The sequence below is a fragment of the Mesorhizobium sp. RSR565B genome, from assembly GCF_054719465.1.
The window spans coordinates 1,810,661-1,830,567 of the sequence record NZ_JBTTIE010000001.1; the positions used below are offsets into that span (position 1 = coordinate 1,810,661).

General features: G+C 62.8%; 18 protein-coding genes. 5 read left to right on the top strand and 13 right to left on the bottom strand.

Features of this window, described 5'->3' with window-relative positions:
* Window positions 1–461: 461 nt before the first annotated feature.
* The 3 genes from ACYG9R_RS08620 to ACYG9R_RS08630 all read left to right on the top strand — a co-directional run bounded on the left by ACYG9R_RS08620 (window position 462) and on the right by ACYG9R_RS08630 (window position 1,243).
* The gene (locus tag ACYG9R_RS08620) at window positions 462–668 is read left to right on the top strand and encodes a DUF680 domain-containing protein (protein ID WP_023823863.1); all 207 of its coding nucleotides are present in this window, start codon (window positions 462–464) and stop codon (window positions 666–668) included.
* A gap of 66 nt (window positions 669–734) precedes the next feature.
* The gene (locus ACYG9R_RS08625) at window positions 735–938 is read left to right on the top strand and encodes a DUF680 domain-containing protein (protein WP_023668886.1); all 204 of its coding nucleotides are present in this window, start codon (window positions 735–737) and stop codon (window positions 936–938) included.
* 71 nt (window positions 939–1,009) lie between these two features.
* Window positions 1,010–1,243, top strand: coding sequence for a DUF680 domain-containing protein (locus tag ACYG9R_RS08630; protein ID WP_023715518.1), 234 nt, complete (start codon window positions 1,010–1,012; stop codon window positions 1,241–1,243).
* Between the two features lie 72 nt (window positions 1,244–1,315).
* Here the strand turns inward: ACYG9R_RS08630 and ACYG9R_RS08635 are convergent, their stop codons facing one another.
* The 5 genes from ACYG9R_RS08635 to ACYG9R_RS08655 form a co-directional block, all read right to left on the bottom strand.
* On the bottom strand, window positions 1,316–2,428 hold the full coding sequence (locus ACYG9R_RS08635) for an ABC transporter ATP-binding protein (RefSeq protein ID WP_023668888.1): 1,113 nt from the start codon (window positions 2,426–2,428) through the stop codon (window positions 1,316–1,318).
* Window positions 2,429–2,494: 66 nt separating this feature from the next.
* On the bottom strand, window positions 2,495–4,159 hold the full coding sequence (bglA, locus tag ACYG9R_RS08640) for a beta-galactosidase BglA (protein ID WP_031198273.1): 1,665 nt from the start codon (window positions 4,157–4,159) through the stop codon (window positions 2,495–2,497).
* Between the two features lie 5 nt (window positions 4,160–4,164).
* On the bottom strand, window positions 4,165–5,319 hold the full coding sequence (locus tag ACYG9R_RS08645; protein ID WP_023823864.1) for a carbohydrate ABC transporter permease: 1,155 nt from the start codon (window positions 5,317–5,319) through the stop codon (window positions 4,165–4,167).
* Window position 5,320: 1 nt separating this feature from the next.
* Window positions 5,321–6,334 carry a carbohydrate ABC transporter permease gene (locus ACYG9R_RS08650; RefSeq protein ID WP_023668891.1) on the bottom strand — a complete coding sequence of 338 codons (1,014 nt, stop codon included), beginning with the start codon at window positions 6,332–6,334 and terminating at the stop codon, window positions 5,321–5,323.
* Window positions 6,335–6,569: 235 nt separating this feature from the next.
* Window positions 6,570–7,925, bottom strand: coding sequence for an ABC transporter substrate-binding protein (locus ACYG9R_RS08655; RefSeq protein WP_023668892.1), 1,356 nt, complete (start codon window positions 7,923–7,925; stop codon window positions 6,570–6,572).
* A 363-nt stretch (window positions 7,926–8,288) separates the two neighbouring features.
* On the opposite strand from ACYG9R_RS08655, the gene ACYG9R_RS08660 reads away from it, so the two are divergent.
* Together ACYG9R_RS08660 and ACYG9R_RS08665 are read left to right on the top strand one after the other, a co-directional pair.
* Window positions 8,289–9,311, top strand: a complete 1,023-nt coding sequence (locus ACYG9R_RS08660; RefSeq protein WP_023684299.1) for a substrate-binding domain-containing protein — start codon at window positions 8,289–8,291, stop codon at window positions 9,309–9,311.
* Between the two features lie 166 nt (window positions 9,312–9,477).
* On the top strand, window positions 9,478–10,824 hold the full coding sequence (locus ACYG9R_RS08665; RefSeq protein ID WP_023696898.1) for an NAD(P)/FAD-dependent oxidoreductase: 1,347 nt from the start codon (window positions 9,478–9,480) through the stop codon (window positions 10,822–10,824).
* 26 nt (window positions 10,825–10,850) lie between these two features.
* On the opposite strand, the gene ACYG9R_RS08670 is transcribed toward ACYG9R_RS08665, so the two are convergent.
* From ACYG9R_RS08670 to ACYG9R_RS08705, 8 genes are all read right to left on the bottom strand, one after another.
* A complete protein-coding gene (locus ACYG9R_RS08670) occupies window positions 10,851–12,278 on the bottom strand; it encodes a S8 family serine peptidase (RefSeq protein WP_023823865.1) in 1,428 nt (475 codons plus the stop codon).
* A complete protein-coding gene (locus ACYG9R_RS08675) occupies window positions 12,268–12,936 on the bottom strand; it encodes an anti-sigma factor (protein WP_023823866.1) in 669 nt (222 codons plus the stop codon). Before ACYG9R_RS08675 ends, ACYG9R_RS08670 begins: the two co-directional genes overlap by 11 nt.
* Window positions 12,937–12,950: 14 nt before the next feature.
* Window positions 12,951–13,517, bottom strand: a complete 567-nt coding sequence (locus ACYG9R_RS08680) for a sigma-70 family RNA polymerase sigma factor (RefSeq protein ID WP_023725917.1) — start codon at window positions 13,515–13,517, stop codon at window positions 12,951–12,953.
* Between the two features lie 278 nt (window positions 13,518–13,795).
* Window positions 13,796–14,635, bottom strand: a complete 840-nt coding sequence (locus tag ACYG9R_RS08685; RefSeq protein WP_023823867.1) for an alkaline phosphatase family protein — start codon at window positions 14,633–14,635, stop codon at window positions 13,796–13,798.
* Window positions 14,636–14,699: 64 nt separating this feature from the next.
* The gene (locus ACYG9R_RS08690) at window positions 14,700–16,355 is read right to left on the bottom strand and encodes an ABC transporter ATP-binding protein (RefSeq protein ID WP_023725919.1); all 1,656 of its coding nucleotides are present in this window, start codon (window positions 16,353–16,355) and stop codon (window positions 14,700–14,702) included.
* On the bottom strand, window positions 16,355–17,182 hold the full coding sequence (locus ACYG9R_RS08695; RefSeq protein WP_023703637.1) for an ABC transporter permease: 828 nt from the start codon (window positions 17,180–17,182) through the stop codon (window positions 16,355–16,357). The genes ACYG9R_RS08690 and ACYG9R_RS08695 overlap by 1 nt, the downstream gene beginning before the upstream one ends.
* Window positions 17,183–17,191: 9 nt before the next feature.
* The gene (locus ACYG9R_RS08700; protein WP_023823868.1) at window positions 17,192–18,151 is read right to left on the bottom strand and encodes an ABC transporter permease; all 960 of its coding nucleotides are present in this window, start codon (window positions 18,149–18,151) and stop codon (window positions 17,192–17,194) included.
* Window positions 18,152–18,167: 16 nt separating this feature from the next.
* Window positions 18,168–19,754: an ABC transporter substrate-binding protein gene (locus tag ACYG9R_RS08705; RefSeq protein WP_023671387.1), complete on the bottom strand. Its 1,587-nt coding sequence runs from the start codon at window positions 19,752–19,754 to the stop codon at window positions 18,168–18,170.
* Window positions 19,755–19,907 lie beyond the last annotated feature (153 nt).

The window sequence follows — 19,907 nt, forward strand, 5'->3', positions numbered from 1 at the left end:
ATATCCATGCGGCGCGACACGCGCGGCATACGCCCCCCGCCGCCGGTCAAAGAGCTGAGACGTTTCTTGCGACGCCATCATCGCCGTTTCGAATCGCTGCGGATCCAGTTCCGATCGGGGGCAAAAAGGGCTCAACGGTATCGAAAAGTTACTATTAGCAATCTCTAATCGAACCGAACGGTTCGTTTCTGTTGACAATGCGTGCAGGACGGTGTGAACGACGGCCCGGAAACCGACACCGGAGCGAACCACTCGGTTCGACATAAGCAGCTGAAAACAATGCGATAAATGACCATAGAGGAACTTCCTGGCACAATTTCAAGGTGCAGGACCGTGGTCCACACGGAACAACTTCGTGATTGGAAACCAGCCTATGGCTTTCCCACATCGGGGCTGTCCGAACGACGCGAATTCCTCCCAAGACACGCCGCTAGACGGACAGACAAACTGGAGTACTAAAAATGAAAAAGATCATCCTCACTGCCGCAGCCGTTTTGGCGATCACCGGCAGCGCCTTCGCCGGTAGCGACAATTACGCTTCCAATGGTGCGAACCAGCCAGCCGTCTCGGTCGACAGCTCGTATACGGCTTCCATTCAGAAGCCGGCGCACGCTGACAAGCAGCCTGTCGTTCAGGGCGCCGACCGCGACCTCTACGGCAATCGCTGATCCCGACCAAAGAAGGGCGGCTAACCCGTCGCTCTCGGGATCCCAAAAAATTCAGGAGTATTTGAAATGAAAAAGATCATCCTTGCTGCCGCCGCCGTTTTGGCCATCTCCGGCAGCGCTTTCGCCGGCAGCGACAACTACGGTTCGAACGGCGCCAACCAGCCTGCGATTACGTCGACCGATAGTGGCCATACGGCTTCGGTTGAGAAGTCGGCTCCAGCCGAGCAGGCGCCTGCCCACGGTGCCGACCGTAACCTTTTCGGCCGCTAAAAGCCGGTTTCCAGCACGTGGCGGGCTTATCCGCTGCAGCTGGCGGCATCAGAAAAATTCAGGAGACTAAAATGAAGAAGATTGTTCTTGCCACCGCAGCCGTTCTGGCTGTTTCGAGCGCTGCCTTTGCCGGCAGCGACAATTATGGCTCCAATGGCGCCAACCAGCCGGCCGCTGCCGTCGACACCACCCGCACTTCGTCGACCGGCACCAACTCGGCGGTCTACAAGCTGCTGAACTCGTCGAACGACCAACAGAAGTTCGTTCCTCAGAGCAGCGACAGGGATCGGTTCGGCAACAACTAACAGCCGAAGCTTAAAAAAGAGCGGCGGGCCTGGCCCGCCGCTCTTTTTTCATGCCTGTACGACGCAGCTATCTCAAGCCGCCTTCACTTCCACCGGCTTGAGCGAGAAGGAGTGCCCATCGGCGTCGAAGATGTGCAGGTCCCCGGCATCCGCGGTCAGTCGCAGCTTTGCCCCGCGCTTGACCTCGACATTGCCGGGCAGCTTGGTCACCAACGGCAGGTCAGCGCGGCCGATATCGACATAGACAAGCTGCACCTCGCCGAGTTGCTCGACATAGTCCACCACGCCCTCGAAAAGATATTCCGCGCCGGTGGCGGCCGACAGATCCTCCGGCCGCACGCCGAAGCTGACTGCCGCACCCTTTGCTGACGCCGGCGTTGCGATCGGCACCGTTGCCTTGCGGCCGCCGACATGGCTGACGATTGTCGGGTTGCCCGTCCTGTCGATTGTCGCCGGCAGGATGTTCATGGCCGGCGAGCCGATGAACTGGGCAACGAACAGATTGCCGGGCTTCTTGTAGAGGTCCATCGGCGTGCCGACCTGCTCGATATGGCCATCCTTCAGCACGACGATGCGGTCAGCCAGCGTCATCGCCTCGACCTGATCGTGGGTGACGTAGATCATGGTCGTGGCAGGCATCGATTCCTTCAGCTTGGCGATCTCGATGCGGGTGGCGACGCGCAGCGCCGCGTCGAGGTTCGACAGCGGCTCGTCGAACAGGAACACTTTCGGGTTGCGCACGATGGCCCGGCCGATGGCGACGCGCTGGCGCTGGCCGCCCGACATGGCCTTGGGCAGGCGGTCGAGATATTTGGTCAGCTGCAGGATTTCGGCGGCCTGCCGCACCCGCTTGTCGATCTCGGCCTTGCTTTCCTTGCCGATCTTCATCGAGAAGGCCATGTTGTCGTAGACGGTCATGTGCGGATAGAGCGCATAGGACTGGAACACCATGGCAATGCCGCGCTTGGAAGGCGGCACGTCGTTCACCACCTCGCCGGCGATCTTCAGCTCGCCGGAGGTGATCTCCTCAAGCCCGGCGATGGACCGCAGCAAGGTCGACTTGCCGCAACCCGACGGGCCGACGAAGACGATGAACTCGCCCGACTTTATGTCGAGGTCGATGCCGTGGAGAATGTGCAGATTGCCGTATGATTTCTTCACCTGTCTCAGCGTGACATCGGCCATAATTTCCTCCCAGTGATTTCCCTAGAGAACCTGGATTTCCTCAAAAAATCCAGTTTCGTCAAAAACTCAGTCGATGCGCCCGAACCAGGCGCCGTAGCCGCCGAGGCGGATGGAACCTGTGCCGGATTGTCCCGAAAAACCGTGCCCGGCCAATGGCAGCAGCGCCTGACCACCGAGATCGACCTCGGCCGGCTTGCTGGCCAGATTGAAGACGCAGACGATCTGCTCATTGCCCTCACGGCGGGTGAAGGCGACGGTGTCGCCCTCGCTTTCGATGAACTCGATGTCGCCTTTGGCCAGGGCCGGATGCTGGCGGCGGAAACCGAGAAAGCGCCGGTAGTGCTCGAGCAGCGAGGCCGCGTCGCCCTGCTGAACATTGACCGCTTGCGACAAGTGCTTGCCCGGCACCGGCAGCCAGGGCTTGGCCGTCGAAAAGCCGGCATTGCTGGCGGTTGCATCCCACACCATCGGCGTGCGGCAGCCGTCGCGGCCCTTGAATTCGGGCCAGAAGCGAATGCCGTAGGGGTCCTGCAGATCCTCGAACTGCAACTCGGCTTCGCCAAGCCCAAGCTCCTCTCCCTGATAGAGGCAGACCGAACCGCGCAGCGACATCAGCAGCGCCGAGATAACCTTCAGATAGGCGGCCGGGTCGGCCTCGTCGGCGGCCCAGCGCGAGGCCGGACGCATCACGTCGTGGTTGGAAAAGGCCCAGCACGACCAGCCGTCGCTGGCGACCTTGCCGAAGGCTTCCAGCACCTGGCGCACCTTGGCGGCGCTGATCTTTTCCGGCGCCAGGAAATCGAAGGAATAGCACATGTGGACGCGTTTGCCGCCGGCGGTGTAGGCGGCGACCACTTCCAGCCCACGCTGCGAATCGCCGACTTCGCCGACCGCGGCGGCCGCCGGATATTCGTCGAGCAGCGCCCGGAACCGTTCGAGGAAGGCAAGGTTTTCCGGCCGGCTCTTGTCGTAGATATGGTCCTGGTAGTTGTAGGGATTGACCGCAGGTGCTGTCTGGTCGTTGCGCTCTTCGGGCGGCAGCGGCGGATTGTTCTCCAGCCCCTGGCTGTGGAAGTAGAAATTGATGGTGTCGAGGCGGAAGCCGTCGACGCCGCGCTCCAGCCAGAAGCGGGTGACGTCGAGCAGCGCGTCCTGGACTTCCAGATTGTGGAAGTTGAGGTCCGGCTGCTCGGACAGGAAATTATGCAGATAATATTGCTGGCGGCTGGTGTCCCACTGCCAGGCCGAGCCGCCGAAGATCGACAGCCAGTTGTTGGGCGGCGTGCCGTCCGGCCTGGCGTCGGCCCAGACATACCAGTCGGCCTTGGGATTGCTACGGCTGGCGCGGCTCTCCTTGAACCATGGATGGTTGTCGGCGGTGTGCGACAGCACCTCGTCGATCATCACCTTGAGGCCGAGGTGATGGGCTTCCGCAACCAGCGCGTCGAAATCGGCGAGCGTCCCGAACATCGGGTCGACGTCGCAATAGTCCGAGACGTCGTAGCCGAAATCCTTCATCGGCGACTTGAAGAAGGGCGAAATCCAGATGGCGTCGACGCCGAGCGAGGCGATGTAGGGCAGCCTGCGGATGATGCCCTTGAGGTCGCCGATGCCGTCGCCATTGGAGTCCTGATAGGAGCGCGGATAGATCTGGTAGATCACCGCGCCCCGCCACCAGTCGCGATCGACGGCGAGATCGGGCTTCGAGGTCGCCTTCAAAGCGGCTTGCATAAGTCTCAACCTCCTTTGACCGAGCCGGCCAGCAGCCCGCGGACGAAATAGCGCTGCAGCGAGAAGAACACGATCAGCGGCACGATAATGGTGACGAAGGCCGATGTCGTCAGGATTTCCCAGTCGCCGCCGCGCGAGCCGAGCAGTGCGTTGAGCTTCGCGGTCAGCACGATCTGATCCCCTTCGGTACCGAGGAAAACCATTGCCACCAATAAGTCGTTCCACACCCACAGGAACTGGAAGATTGCAAAGGACGCCAGCACCGGGAAGGACAGCGGCAGCACGATCTTGACGAAGATTTCGAAATCGCTGGCGCCATCTATGCGCGCCGATTCCATGATCTCGCGCGGCAGGCCGGCAATATAGCTGCGCAGGAGATAGATGGCGAAGGGCAGGCCGAAGCCGGTATGCGCCAGCCAGATGCCGAGATAGGTTTTCGACGGCACACCGAAGAAGATGCCGACGCCGTTGTAGATCTTCAAAAGCGGGATCAAGGACATCTGCAGCGGCACGACCAGCAGGCCGATGATTGTGGCGATCAGCAAGGCGCGGCCGGGAAAACGCATCCACGCCAATGCATAGGCGGCGAAGGCGGCGATCAGGATCGGGATGACCGTCGCCGGGATGGTAACGGTCAGCGAGTTTATGAACGAGCGGCCGATGCCCTCCGAAAACAGCACGGTCTTGTAATTGTCGGTGGTGAATTTCGGTGGCGCCGACGAGGCGTAATAGACGCGCTGGCCACGGTCGCCTTCGAAAGCCTTGGGCGAACTCATGACGAACGTGCCGTCGGCATTGAGCTGCAAGGTCACGCCGTCGCCGAGATCGGCAGTGGTGCCGGCCGGATATTGCGTCGGTGCCGCCGACTTGACGCCGAAGGCGCTGATGTTGCGCGCAGCACCGTCGCCGAAGATGTTGCCGGCAAGCACGAACTTGCCGTCCTTCTCGACCTGCGCCGAGGCCGGCGGCAGGCGGCCAGCTTCAGTCTGGCTGGAGCTGGAGAACGAGTTCCACCAGCCCGAGGCGATGATCTGGTCCTTGTCGCGCAGCGACGAGACCAGGATGCCGAGCGTCGGCACGGTCCAGATGGCGACGAAGAGGAGCACGGCGATGTGGACGCCGAAGCGGCTGGCAAAGGACTTCCCGGTCGCGACGGCCATCTCAATGTCCTCCCGTCTCTTTGTTCGCCTGGCGGATGTTCCAGACCATGATCGGGATGACCGCGATCATGATGATGATGGCGATGGTGGCGCCGCGGCCGAAATCGCCGCCGCCGCGGAACATCCAGTCGAACATCAGATTGGCCAGCACCTGGCTGTTCCACTGGCCATTGGTCATGGTCAGCACGATGTCGAACACTTTCAGCACCAGGATGGTGATCGTCGTCCAGACCACGGCGATGGTGCCCCAGATCTGCGGCACCATGATCTTCCAGAAGATCTGGAACGGATTGGCGCCGTCGATGACCGCGGCTTCAAGCGTCTCTTCGGGGATGCCGCGCAACGCCGAAGACAGGATGACCATGGCAAAGCCGGTCTGGATCCAGATCAGGATGATCATCAGGAAGAAATTGTTCCAGAACGGCAGCGATATCCAGACCTGCGGCTGGCCGCCGAAATACTGGATGATGGCGTTGAGCAGGCCGATCTGCGTCTGGCCCTCGCCGCGATATTCGTAGATGAATTTCCAGATCACGCTGGCGCCGACGAAGGAGATCGCCAGCGGCAGGAAGATCAGGCTCTTGGCGATTGTGCCCCACCAGATCTTGTCCGTGAGCACGGCGATTATCAACCCTAGAAAGGTGCAGGCGGCGGGCACCACCGCCAGCCAGATGATGTTATTCAGGATCGAGTTGCGGAACTCGCGGTCGCCGAACGCCCATTCATAGTTGGCGAAGCCGACAAAATGCTGGCCGCCGCGGTCGAGGAAGGACAGCCAGAGCGTCGCCACCACCGGATAGATCAGGTAGACGGTGAGGATGATCATCGCCGGGCCGACGAACAGCCACGGACGGACCAGTCCTTGCCGGCGCAGATTGTCGATGGCCGCAGCCCCGGCCACGCCGCGCGACGGGAATATCAGGTCGACCAGCTTGTTGGCGCCCCAGAAATAGGCGACGCAGCCGCCGACGCCGATGATGATGACAAAAATGGCCGATAAGATCTGAGCAGCCATGGGTCCCTCTTCCCTGCGCATGATCGGCCGGGCCTTGAACAGCCCTGGCGATGTGGCTCTGCGCCGATTTAAGTTATTCTGAAACGAACGAACGCAAATCGGTCCGGCGTAAGGCGCCGGTCGGATCCGGGCCATAGCGGCCCGGACCCAGTCTGTGGAGGAAGTCCTGAATTTGCCGCCAAAGCGGCTGATTACTTGGCAGTGGTTACTTGCCAGCTGACTGCTTGCCAGCTGACTACTTGATAGCGTCCCAGCTCTTCTGGATGTCGGTGGCGACATCCTGCGCCGACTTGCCGCCGACCAGATCGATCATGCCGGTCCAGAAGGCGCCGGCGCCGATCTTGCCCGGCATCAGGTCCGAACCGTCGAAGCGGAAGGTCGAGGCATTGGCGAGGATATCGCCCTGCTTCTTCAGCGCGTCGCTGGCATAGGCATCCTTGTTGACCGACTTGAGCGGCGTGACGAAGCCGCCCTGGGCCATCCAGATTTCATGTGCCAGCGGCATTTTCAGGAATTCGATGAACGCGCGTGCACCCTTCGAATCCTTGGTGATCATGGCCAGCGTGCCGGCGCCGAGCACAGGCGTGCCCAGCTCGGGCTTGGATGCATAGGGCGGGAAGTAGAAGAAGTCGGCGTCCTGTCCAACCTTTGTGCCTTCCGGGAAGAAGGTCGGGATGAACGATGCCTGATGGTGCAGGTAGCATTTCGGCGGCACCGAGAAGAGGCCCTTCGGGCTGTCGCGGAAGTCGGTCGCGGCAACCGCCTTGGCCCCACCGTCGACCATCTTGTCGTCGGTCGCGATCTTGCCGAAAATGTCGATGGCGTTGACCACCGCCGGATCGTTGAACGGGATCTCGTTCTTTACCCACTTGTCATACACGTCGGGCGCCTGGGTGCGCAGCATGATGTCTTCGACCCAGTCGGTCGCCGGCCAGCCGGTAGCGCCGCCTGAGCCGAGGCCGATGCACCACGGCGTGCCGCCGTCGGCGATGATCTTCTTCTCGAGGTCGGCGAGCTCTTCCTGGGTCTTGGGAACCTTGTAGCCGGCTTCCTCGAAATTGTCGGGCGAATACCAGACCAGCGATTTCACGTCGGCCTTGTAGGGGAAGGCGAAGAAGCCCGGCTTGCCGTCCTTGTCCTTGAAGGTGCCGAGATCGACCCATGACTGGCCGGCGCCGTAATTGTCCTTGATCCATTTGGCGGTGTCGTCGCCCAGCGGCGTCAAAAGGCCCTTGGACGCCAGATCCTGGATCAGGCCCGGCTGCGGCAGTACGGCGATATTGGGCGGGCTGCCGGCCTGGGTATCGATGACGATCTGCTGTTCGTAATTTTCCGACGAGGAGTATTTGATCTCGGCGCCGGTGGCTTCCTGAAAATATTCGAGAACAGTGCGGATGAGGCCTTCGTCCTCGCCGCGCCAAGGCCCGAAGATGGTCAGCGTCTCGCCCTTGAGATCGACCTTCTTCAGCTCTTCGTAATTGGCCCAGTTGAAGCGCTTGTCTTCCCCGGGCTTGAACTTCAGTTCGGCTTGCGCCGGCAGGGACAAGGCGAGCGTGGCAAACGCTGCGCCAAGCAGAAGCATCTTCTTCATCGGTATTCCTCCCAGTGTGGACACATACACCCGGGCGGAACCTCCATTCCGCCCGCCGACGCTGCAGGACTGTGACTCGTTCAGAAAGGAACCGCAACCTTTCGAAGAGTCTTCCAAAGCGCTTTGGTCTTTTTGATCTCGCCATTGAATCGGCTGGAAGTCAAGAGGGCGGTGGGCTAATCGATTTAATTGCGGGCCGCAAGACTTGGTAAAGTGCACTGCAGCACAGTTTTACGGCGGTGCAGCACCGTATTAAGCTTCAAACTGGCCGGACCAGTGCGTATGGTCGACCAGCTCGGCCGCGCCCTTGTGGCGCCGCGTGGCTTCAAAATTAAAAGCGCTTTGAGGCTTGGAGGCCTGCCAGTGAACCTGAAGCAGCTCTCTCATATGCTGGCCCTGTCGCAGACAACGGTAAGCCGTGCGCTTAACGGCTATCCCGAGGTCAACGAGGAAACCCGCCGGCGTGTGGTGGATGCCGCCAAGCGCCACGGCTACCGGCCCAACCCGAGCGCGCGCCGGCTGGCGACCGGCAAGACGGGCATGATCGGGTATGTGCTGCCGACGGGCGCCTCCGTCGACATCGACCCGCATTTCGTCGAGTTCCTGTCGGGTCTCGGCGACTATGCCCGCTCGCACGAGCTCGACCTGGTGCTGTCGCCGGCCGATGCCGACGACCAGGAAACCACCTATCGCCGCATCGTCGCCAACCGCCAGGTCGACGCCGTCTACATCTCCTCGCCGCGCCCGGCCGACCGGCGGGTGGCGCTGGTCAACACGCTCGGCATTCCCTTCATCGTCCATGGCCGCAGCGAAGGCTTCGATTTCGACTACCCCTTCACCGACATCGACAATGAGGGCGGCTTCCACGACGCCGCCCGGCTGCTGGTTCAGCTCGGCCACCGCCGGCTGGCGCTGATCAATGGCGACGACCGCGAGACCTTCGCCATCCACCGCGAGCGCGGCATGCGCAGGGCGCTGGCCGCGAGCGGCCTGACGCTCGGCGAGCGCCATGTCTGTTCACTCACCATGACCGAGGAGAACGGCTACCGCGCCGCCAGGCGCCTGCTCGAACAGAGCGAGCGGCCGACGGCGATCGCCTGCTCCAGCCTGATCATGTCGCTCGGCGTCGTGCGCGCGGTGCGCGACCTTGGCCTGACCATTCCCGGCGACCTGTCGTTGATTGCCCATGACGACGTCTTTCCATGGCTGAAGCCGGAGAATTTTTCCGTGCCGCTGTCGACGACGCGCTCGTCGATCCGCCTCGCCGGCGCCCGCATCGCCGAACGCCTGGCAGCGCGCATTTCCGGCTTGGAAGAAGGGGCGCGGGGCGAGGTCTGGCCTGTCGACCTGGTGGTGAGAGGCTCGGTCGCCGGCGCGCCGGTTTAGGGATTAATCCAATTGCTCCGCTGGGCAAGTTCACCCATGTGGATGTTGCCCGCAGATAGATTGACTTCGTTGGGACAACGGTCTGCCTGGACCTGTCCTTGATTTGGCTTCGAGTGGGTGGCAACCAGTAAGCCAGAGCCATCAACCAGTCCTCAGGGTGCGCCACTTGCCCATATTCCCGTTCTCCGAAACGGATCCAATCCGGCATCCTGGCCCACCGCCGAAAACGTCGGAGGTGGTCATTGTCGGTGGCGGCATCATCGGTGTGACGACGGCGCTTTTCCTGGCACAGCGGAACATCCCGGTGACGCTGCTGGAAAAAGGACGCATTGCGGCCGAACAGTCGTCCCGCAATTGGGGCTGGATCCGAAAGCAGGGACGCGACGCCGACGAGTTGCCCATCGTCATAGAGGCTATTCGCCTGTGGCGGCAACTGGCTGAGGAATGCGGCGAGGACATCGGCCTGACCCAGACAGGTGTGACCTACCTGGCGAAGACCGACAAGGACATGGCCGGCTTCGAAGCATTCATGAAGATCGCTGCGACGCATGCGCTCGACACCCGTCTCCTGGATGCAGACGAAACCGCGGCACTCATCAAAGGCATGTCGCGCAAATTCAAGGGCGCGATGACGACGCCCTCCGACATGCGGGCGGAGCCTTGGCTGGCGGTGCCCGCACTTGCCCGGCTCGCCGCGCGAAAAGGCGTCAAAATCGTCGAGAATTGTGCGGCGCGAACCCTCGAAATCTCAGGCGGCAAGATCAAGGGCGTGTGGACCGAGGCGGGGTATGTCGAGGCCTCCAGCGTGCTGGTCGCCGGCGGCGCCTGGTCATCTCTGTTCTTGCGCAGACACGGCATCTCCATCCCCCAGCTCAGCGTCAGAGTAACCGCAGCCGCAACGGAGCCCATGCCTGAGGTCTATGCAGGTGCGGCCGCCGACGAACACATCGCGTTCCGGCGCAGGCAGGATGGCGGATATACGCTCGCCGCGGGCGGCAGCCATTTGCTTTACCTGGGGCCTGACGCATTCCGGCACGCCACCAATTACCTTCCCGCCCTCAGGGACAATCCGTTCGGGACACGCTACTTTCCGTTCGCCCCGTCAGGCTACCCTGACGCCTGGTCGACGCCGCGCGATTGGGCGCCGGATTCCGTCAGTCCTTTCGAAAAAATGCGGGTGCTGAACCCGCCCCCTGAACGAGCCGGGCTGCGTTCCATAGAACGCAATTTCGGACGTCTTTTTCCACAGCTCGAAACAGTTCGCCTGAAGGCAGGCTGGGGCGGCATGATCGACGCCATGCCGGACGTCGTCCCCATCGTGGATCATGTGCAGGCCGTCGGCGGTCTTTTCGTCGCGACGGGAATGAGCGGTCACGGCTTCGGTATCGGGCCTGGCATAGGCCGGGTCGTTGCCGACATGATCCAGGGAAACCAGACCGGGCACGACCTCAGCCGCTTCCGGCTGTCGCGCTTCCATGATGGCAGCCCTGTTCGGCTGGGTCCGGCGCTCTGAATTGGGTGGCGCGAAATTCGCCCGGTTTACTTGTTCGCCGCCGCCTTCGTATCCAGCAGCCCATAACCGAAATCATTGTCCCGTCCCTTCGGACCGAGATCCCTGGCGGTGGCGGCCAGCGCCTTTTCGATATCGTCGGCCGAGCGCTCGGGTGAGGCGTGGATCAGGTTGGCGATTGCGCCGGACACGATCGCGGCGGCAAATGAGGTGCCGGTGACGACGTCAGAGCCGGCGCCGCTCGGCGCCACCATCTCGACGCCGGGCGCCGAGATGAAGACATAAGCGCCGCGATTGGCCTGCTGCATCAGCCCGTCCTTGGCGTCGGTGGCGGTGACCGCGATCACGCCGTCATAGGCGGCGGGGTAGCCATAGGGCGCTTTCGGCCCGTTGTTGCCGGCAGCAGCGACCAGGATGATGCCGAGCCCGCGCGCATTGCGGCAGGCGGTGGCGAGCAGATCGTTCTTGGGGCCGACGAAACTCATATTGATGATGCTGACATTCTGGTCCGCCGCCCAGTCGAGCGCCGACAGGATGACATCCATGGTCGACCTGCCGTCCTCGAAGGCGCGGGCGTGATAGATCCTGGCGCCGGGCGCCATGCCTTCGAGCGCGCCGACGCCGGCGATCAGCCCGTCGACCGAGGTACCGTGGTCACGCTTTTCGACCGGCACGTTGGGCATGGCGTCGAACTGGTCGGCAATGACGCCGGACAGCGCCGGATTGGTGTCGTCTATGCCGGTGTCGATGACGGCGATGCGCACGTTTTCGCCACTGGCTTGCTTGTTGTCGAGCTGAATGCGCTCGAAGGCATAGTTGACGATGCCGGCCGCCTGCTGCAGCGAATAGACATGGTTGGGCTCGCGCCGCAGGGTGCGGCCATCGGCGGCCAGTTGCGCCAGCACGGTGCCGACCGGGCGACCGTCGGGGATGCCGAAGCGCACCAGCGTGGTGCCGAGCAGCCGCGACTGGCGCTGCGAGCGCACTTCGAGGCCGAAGGAGGCAGCTATCTGCTGGACGGCGCCGACGTCGCCGTCGACGGTCACCAGCACCTCGTCGGGCACGAACTCGCCGGCGATGGCACGCCTGGGAGCGGTCGCGACAAGATCGGTCGGCGAAACGATGGGGCCACCGGCAGGCGGTCCGGCCTGCGTGTCGGCCGGCGGCGCTGACGGCCGTGGCGTCGGCACGGGCGCCGCGGCAGCGGGTGGATTGGGAAACAGGTCGACGATCAGGGCCGGAAGGGTAACAGCACCTTGCTCTCCGGCGCCCGCACCGCCCTTGGCGTCATTGCCGTCTTTCGGGCAGTCGGCGGCCGTCGCTCCGGTCGCGCCGGTGCAGTCGGTTTTCGTCCGACCGGCATTGGGATCATTGGTCTGCGCCGACGCAGGCACGGCGGCGATTGTCATCGCCGCCGCCAGGATCGCCGCAAATCGAGTGACCGCCTTAGCTGCCATCAACCGGTTTCCTTCCCTCGATCACAGTTTCCGCGAAAGGCTGGGCGGCAATAAGGCCGACGAGCTTGGCATAGTCTGCTCCGGTCTTGGCCGGGATGGCGATACGGAAGACACCCGAGGCGGTCGGCCCGCCGGCGATCTTCAGCCCGTTCTGGTCGAGGAAGACAGCGATGTCGGACATCTTCGCGTCCGGCTTGAACTTGATCAGGGCGAACGGCAGTTTCGCCAACTCGTCCTCGGCCCCGGCAATCTCGAAATCATTACCCTTGCCGCCGGTCTGCACGTAGGACTGCACCACGACCAACGCCAGCAAGACAGCGGCCGCCGCCCAGGCGACACCGACCGGCACCGCCATGACACGGCCGAGCGCCTGCGACAGCCAGGAACGGCCCGCCGGCGCGCGGACCGGTCCGGCTTCGGCGTCAAGCGCCCTGGCAAAGCGGCTGAGCGCATCGGCCGGTGGCCGGATCGCTTCGTTGGCGGCGGTGGCGCCGGAGAATTCCGCCTCAGCCTCGCCAAGCGCCGCCGTCGCCGCCGGATCGCTCGCCAGCCATTCCTCGACGGCTTCGAGGTCCGAGCCTTCCAGCGAGCCGTTCAGGTAGAACGGCAGCAGCGTTTCCATTTCGTCACGGCGTGACATTTTTCCAGCGGCGCTCATATCTTCAGGATTGCTCATGGCCACCCCCTGTCGTAACCGGCGGCCTTGAGGGCTTCGCCGAGTTTCTTGCGGGCGTAGAACATTCGGGTCTTGACGGTGGCGACCGGGATGCCGAGCACCTCGCCGATCTCCGTCACCGACTGTCCATGGTAATAGGCAAGGTCGACCACCGAGCGGTGTTCCTCCGGCAAGGCATCGACGAAGCGCCGCAAGGCGGCGCCCTTGTCTTCCTTCATGGTGGCGACTTCCGGCGTGTCGGCGCCATCGGGAACCTGCGCCGCATCGTCGTCATCGATCCAGTCTTCTTTTTTCTTGCGCAGCATCGACAGCGCCTTGAAGCGGGCGATGCCGAGCAGCCATGTCGAGACTTCCGAGCGCCCTTCGAAACCGGGCGCCTGGCGCCACAGCTCAAGAAAGACCTCGTTTGCGATATCGTCGGCCATCATTTCCGATCCCGTCTGGCGCACCACGAAGCGGTAGACCCGCGCGTGGTGACGCATGAACAGCAGCCGAACAGCGGCACGGTCGCCCTTCGCGACCCGGTCGACAAGCGCGCGATCAGTCTCGGTCGCTGCCGTCATGGCCGGTCGAGCCGCCTGGCTCCTGTCTGCTCTGTCGCCGATAGGTTCAAAAAGGTTCATCCTTCCGCCAAGGAATTTTGGCGAAGCTAACCGAAGAGAGGGAGTGTTGCCAGAGCGTCTCCCTTCTCCCCGTCACTATACGGGGAGAAGGTGCCGGCAGGCGGATGAGGGGCGGCGCCGGCGTTGGGGTATTTATTTTGATGTTAGCGCTGCCCCTCACCCTTACCCTCTCCCCGTATAGCGACGGGGAGAGGGGGTAGCGAACGGCGGGACCTCCGTCACCCCAAAAACGGCTTAGCCTTCATGGTCTCCGGCACCGGCACACCCAGCCGCTTCAGCACCGTCGGCGCCAGTTGCAGCTGATCAAGCAGCGTGTCCGGATCCGGCCCTTTGCCGGCTCCGAAATAATACAGCGCGAAATCCTGCATTTCATCGTCACGGCCGCCATGATGGCCGCGGTCTGTCTGGCCGTGGTCGGCGGTTACGATCACCTCGTAACCGGCCTGCCGCCAGCCCGGCAGGAAGGCTGCCAGCATGCCGTCCATCGCATAGCAGGCATGGTCCATTTCGTGGCAGTCATGGCCGAAGCGATGGCCCATCGAATCCAGCGTGCAGGTGTGCAGGATCCCGTAGTCGATGGCGTGGCGCCGGGTCAGCTGGGTCAGTGTCGCAAACAAATCGACATCGCTCGGCGTCATCTGGTTGCGCAAATTGTAGCCGGTCATGGTGTGGAAGCGGCCATGCGCGATCGGTCCGTTGGGCTCGTCATACTCCATGTCCTCGACCAGATCGAACGGATAGGAACGAAAGAATTCCGACCAGTAGGAATGCGTCACCGCGCCGGTCTTGCCGCCGGCCTTGCTGACCTCGGAGAAAATATCCGGCTTGTTGACGAGAAAACGGTTCTCGTTGGATAGGATGCCGTGCTCCTGCGGCGAAACCCCGGTGTGGATCGAGGCATAGCAGCAGGCCGAGGTCGACGGCAGCACCGAGCGCATCTTCCACACCTGCGCCTCGCCCGACTGCACCCAGCCCTCGAGATTGCCCATCAGCCGGCGCCAGTTCCGGTAGGGCACGCCGTCGAGAATGATGAGCAGCAGTTTGGTCTTGAGCGCCATGGGCGGCTCCGGAAAGCTTTTGCCGTTGAAGGAAGTTTTCGCGACAAAGGCCGCGAATTCCCTACTAATTCCCCGCGCTCGCCATGCGCCGTCCCTTGATCGCCTTTTCCAGCCAGCCGATCTCCATCTCGGGAACGGACGACAGCAGCAGGTCGGTATAGGCGTCGAAGGGCGGCGTCAGCACCTTGCTCTTGGCGCCATAGCGCACCACCTCGCCGCGGTACATCACCGCGATCGAATCGGCGATCGACTTCACCGTCGCCAGATCGTGGGTGATAAAGAGGTAGGCGACCTTCTCGTGCTGCTGCAGGTTGAGCAGCAGCTTGAGAATGCCGTTGGCCACCAGCGGGTCGAGCGCCGATGTCACCTCGTCGCAGATGATCAGCTTGGGCTTGGCGGCGAGCGAGCGGGCGATACAGACGCGCTGTTTCTGGCCTCCGGAGAGTTCGGCCGGATAACGATCGAGAAAGCCCTTGCCCATCTCGATCTCGTCGAGCAGTTCGGCGACGCGCTTGTCGCGCTCGCGGCCGCGTATGCCGAAGTAGAATTCCAGCGGCCGGCCAATGATGGTGCCGACGGTCTGGCGCGGGTTCATCGCCACGTCGGCCATCTGATAGATCATCTGCAACTGGCGCAGATCCTCCTTCGGCCGGTCGGCAAGCCGGTTGGCGAGCGGCCTGCCATCGAAGGTGACGGTGCCTTCCTCGGGCGGCAACAGCCCGGTGATAGCGCGCGCCAGCGTCGACTTGCCAGAGCCGGATTCACCGACGACCGCCAGCGTCTGTCCCGGATAGATCTCGACCGAGACGTTCTTCAGCACCTTGACGTGGCTGCCGCCGTAAGCGGCGGTGACGTTCTTGACCGACAGGAACGGCGCGGCGCCGGGCTTCTGCTCGGCATGCTCGATCTCATGCACCGAGACCAGCGCATTGGTGTATTCCTGGCGCGGCTCCTTGATGATCTGGCGAGTGCCGCCCCATTCGACCAGCCTGCCATGGCGCAGCACCATGATCTCGTCCGAGACCTGGGCGACGACGGCAAGATCGTGGGTAATGTAGAGCGCCGCGACATGGGTGTCGCGGATGGCGTCCTTGATCGCCGCCAGCACGTCGATCTGCGTCGTCACGTCGAGCGCCGTGGTCGGCTCGTCGAAGACGATCAGGTCAGGTTCCGAACACAGCGCCATAGCCGTCATCACGCGCTGCAATTGGCCGCCTGAGACCTGGTGCGGGAAGCGTTCGCCGATGATTTCGGGGTTTGGCAGGCTGAGCTTCTTGAACAACGCCACGGCACGTTTCTCGGCCTCGGCGCGTGTCGCCGTGCCGTGCAGCAGCGTTGCTTCCACCACCTGGTCCATCAGCTTGTGCGCCGGATTGAAGGCCGCGGCCGCCGACTGCGCGACATAGCAGACCTCGCGGCCGCGCAATTTGCGGAAACCTTCCTTGCCGCCCTTGAGAATATCGCGGCCGTTGAGCAGCACCTCTCCGCCGGTGATGCGCACGCCGCCACGGCCATAGCCCATCGACGACAGGCCGATGGTCGACTTGCCGGCGCCGGACTCGCCGATCAGGCCGAGCACCTTGCCCTTTTCCAGCGTCAGCGAGACATCGTGGACCAAAACGATGTTCTTCGGCGCCTCGCCGGGCGGAAACACTGTCGCTTCGATGCGCAGATTGCGGATATCGAGCAGCAGGCCGGGCTTTGCTTTTGTGTCAGCCATCACCCGCGTCCTCCCTTCAGGCTTGTCGTGCGGTTGAGCACCCAGTCGGCGACCAGATTGACCGAAATCGCCAGTGCTGCGATCGCCGCGGCGGGGATGAGTGCCGCCCCGATACCGAAGACGATGCCGTCCTTGTTTTCCTTGACCATGCCGCCCCAGTCGGCATCCGGCGGTTGCACGCCAAGGCCGAGAAAGGACAGCGTCGACAAGAACAGCACCGCGTAGATGAAGCGCAGGCCAAGTTCCGAGACCAGCGGCGACAGCGCGTTGGGCAGGATCTCGCGGAAGATGATCCAGCCGCTGCCTTCGCCCCGCAGCTTGGCGGCCTCGACATAATCCATGACGTTGATGTCGACGGCCACCGCGCGCGACAGCCGGTAGACGCGGGTCGAGTCGAGGACGCCCATCACCAGGATCAGCGTCACCAGATTGGTCGGCAGCACCGAAAGCACGACGAGCGCCATGATCAGGGTCGGGATCGACATCAGCAGATCGACAAGGCGCGACAGAAGCGTGTCGAACCAGCCGCCGAACACCGCCGCCGAAAAGCCGAGGATGGCGCCAAGCGAGAATGACAGCGCGGTGGCCAGCACCGCAATGAACAGCGTGATGCGAGCGCCGTAGATCATGCGCGACAGAAGATCACGGCCGAGATTGTCGGTGCCCAGCCAATGCGCTGCGGACATCGGTTCCCAAGGAACGTCGCTGACAATCTCGGCATTGCCGTGTGGTGCGATCCATGGCGCGAAGACAGCCGCCACGACGAACATCGTCGTCAGTACGATGCCAATCAGCGCGGGAATGGGGATGCGTTTGATATCGAGCATGCCCGCCGCCTATTTCGGATGTCTGAGGCGCGGATTGGCGACAATCGCCCCGATGTCCGCGATGATGTTGAGAGTGATGTAGACAGCGGCAAAGATCAGGCCGACGGCCTGCACCACCGGCACGTCGCGCTTGGTGACGTGGTCGACCAGATATTGCCCCATGCCGGGATAGACGAAGATCACCTCGACCACGACGACGCCGACGATGAGGTAGGCGAGGTTGAGCATGACGACATTGATGATCGGCGCGATGGCGTTGGGGAAAGCATGCTTGCGGATGACGTTGAAGGCCGACAGGCCTTTCAGTTCAGCCGTCTCGACATAGGCCGACTGCATGACGTTGAGGATGGCCGCGCGGGTCATGCGCATCATATGCGCCAGCACAACCAGCGTCAGCGCGGCGGCCGGCAACGCGATCGCCTGCATACGCTCGCCGAACGGCATGCCGTCATAGACCGTGGAAATGGCCGGGAACCATTGATACTTCACGGCAAAGAAGTAGACGAGCACATAGCCGATGAAGAATTCCGGGAAGGAGGTCGAGGCGAGCGCCAGGCCGGAGATCAGCTTGTCGACCCAACCGTTGCGGTAACGCACGGCGATCAGGCCGAGGATGATCGCCAGCGGCACGGCCACGACCGCCGCCCAGAAGGCGAGAAACAGCGTGTTCCACAGCCGCCCCTTGATCGAGGTCGCGATATCCTGGCCGCTCGACATCGCCGTGCCGAGGTCGCCGGTGAGTGCACCGCCGAGCCAATGGAAATACCTGATGTAAGCCGGCTGATTGAGGCCGAGCTGCTCGCGCAAATTGGCGAGCGATTCCGGCGTCGCCGACTGTCCGAGAATGGCTTGCGCGACGTCGCCGGGCAGGATCTGGGTGCCGGCGAAGATCAGGACCGAAACGGCCAGCAAGAGGACGATGCCCAGCGCAACGCGCTGGGCCACAAGTTTCACGACGGGTGAGGACATATCCGCAAAGCCGGGCTCAGGCTTCGAGCCAGCACTTCGCCAGCGCGTAGCCGTTCATCAGCTCCTGATGCGGATCGTCGACCCAGCCGCCGACCTTGGCGCCTGTCGCATCGATGAACTGATTGAACATCGGCAGGATCAGGCCGCCCTCGTCGCGCACCAGCACGGCCATGTCGTGGTACATCTGCTTGCGCTTGGTCTCGTCGAGTTCGGCGCGTGCGGCCAGCACCAGCTTGTCGAAGTCCGGACGCTTGAAACGGGTGTCGTTCCAGTCGGCGGTCGACAGATAGGCGGTCGAGTACATCTGGTCCTGGGTCGATCGGCCGCCCCAATAGGAGGCGCAGAAGGGCTGCTTGTTCCAGACCTCGTTCCAGTACCCGTCGCCGGGCTCGCGCTTGAGCTCGATCTTGATGCCGGCCTTGGCCGCGCTCTGCTGGAAGAGCTGCGAGGCGTCGACCGCGCCCGGGAAGGCGACGTCGGAGGTGCGCAGCAGCACGGTGCCGTCATGGCCCGACTTCTTGTAGTGGAACTTGGCCTTGTCGGGATCATATTTGCGCTGCTCGATCTCGGAAAACAGCGGATAGGACGAATTGATCGGGAAGTCGTTGCCGAGCGAGCCGTAGCCGCGCAGCACCTTGTTCAGCATCTCCTCACGGTCGATCGCGAGCTTCAGCGCCATGCGCAGGTCGCTGTTGTCGAAGGGCGCGGTGTTGCAATGCATGATGAAGACATAGTGGCCGGGGCCGGCATGGTTGCGGATGGTGACGCCCGGTACACGCTTGATCAGGTCGACGATCTTCGGCTCGACGCGGTTGATCATGTTGACCTGGCCGCCCTGCAGGGCCGCCGTGCGCGCGGTCGCGTCGTTGATAACGATGATCTCGATCTGGTCGGCATGGCCCATCTTGTCGGCCTGCCAGTAATTGGCGAAGCGCTCGCCGCCATGGCGCACGCCGGGCTCGTTGGTGGTGACCTTGTAGGGTCCTGCCGAGATGCCGGCATCCGCCTTGTCCTTGCCGCCGTTGGGCTGGACGATGAGGTGGTAGTCGCTGAGGAGATAGGGAAGGTCGGCGTTGGCCTCCTTCAGCGTCAGGACGACTTCCTTGCCACTGGCTTTGATGCTGTCGATGCCCTTCATGTAGCCCAGCGCGCCGGACTTCGACTTTTCATCAGAATGGCGCTCGAGCGTTGCCGCCACATCCTCAGCGGTCACCGTCTTGCCGTTGTGGAATTCGACGCCGTCGCGGATTTTCAGCGTCCACACCTTGGCGTCGTCCGACGAGCCGATCTCTTCGGCGATGCGGTTCTCGAGTTTGCCTTCCGGAGACAGCTCGACGATCAGTTCGCCCCACATCTTGCCAAAGGCGAACGGCACTTGCGTCATGAACAAAGCCGGGTCCAGGCTGTTCGTGGATTCGCCGCCGACGAGGCCGGCCTTCAGCGTGCCGCCCTTGACCGGGCCTTCCGCGCGAGCCGCACTGGAAAGCAGCATATTGGCGAAGGGCGCTGTGACGCCGAGTGCTGCGGCGCGGCCGAGGAAATCACGACGGCTCAGCTTGCCGGACGCAACGCGCCGGCTCAGATATTCGAGTTCGTTGGACATTTGAGTTCCTCACTCTGTTGGTTCGACCTTATGGTCGTTTTTTGCTTGTTGTTACCAAAGGGATATTGACCGGAAGGCAAAGCCGTAAGCAAGACGGAATGCGACATGCCGTGGCGTAAATCGTGCGTCGCAACTGGACCAGTCGGGTCGACG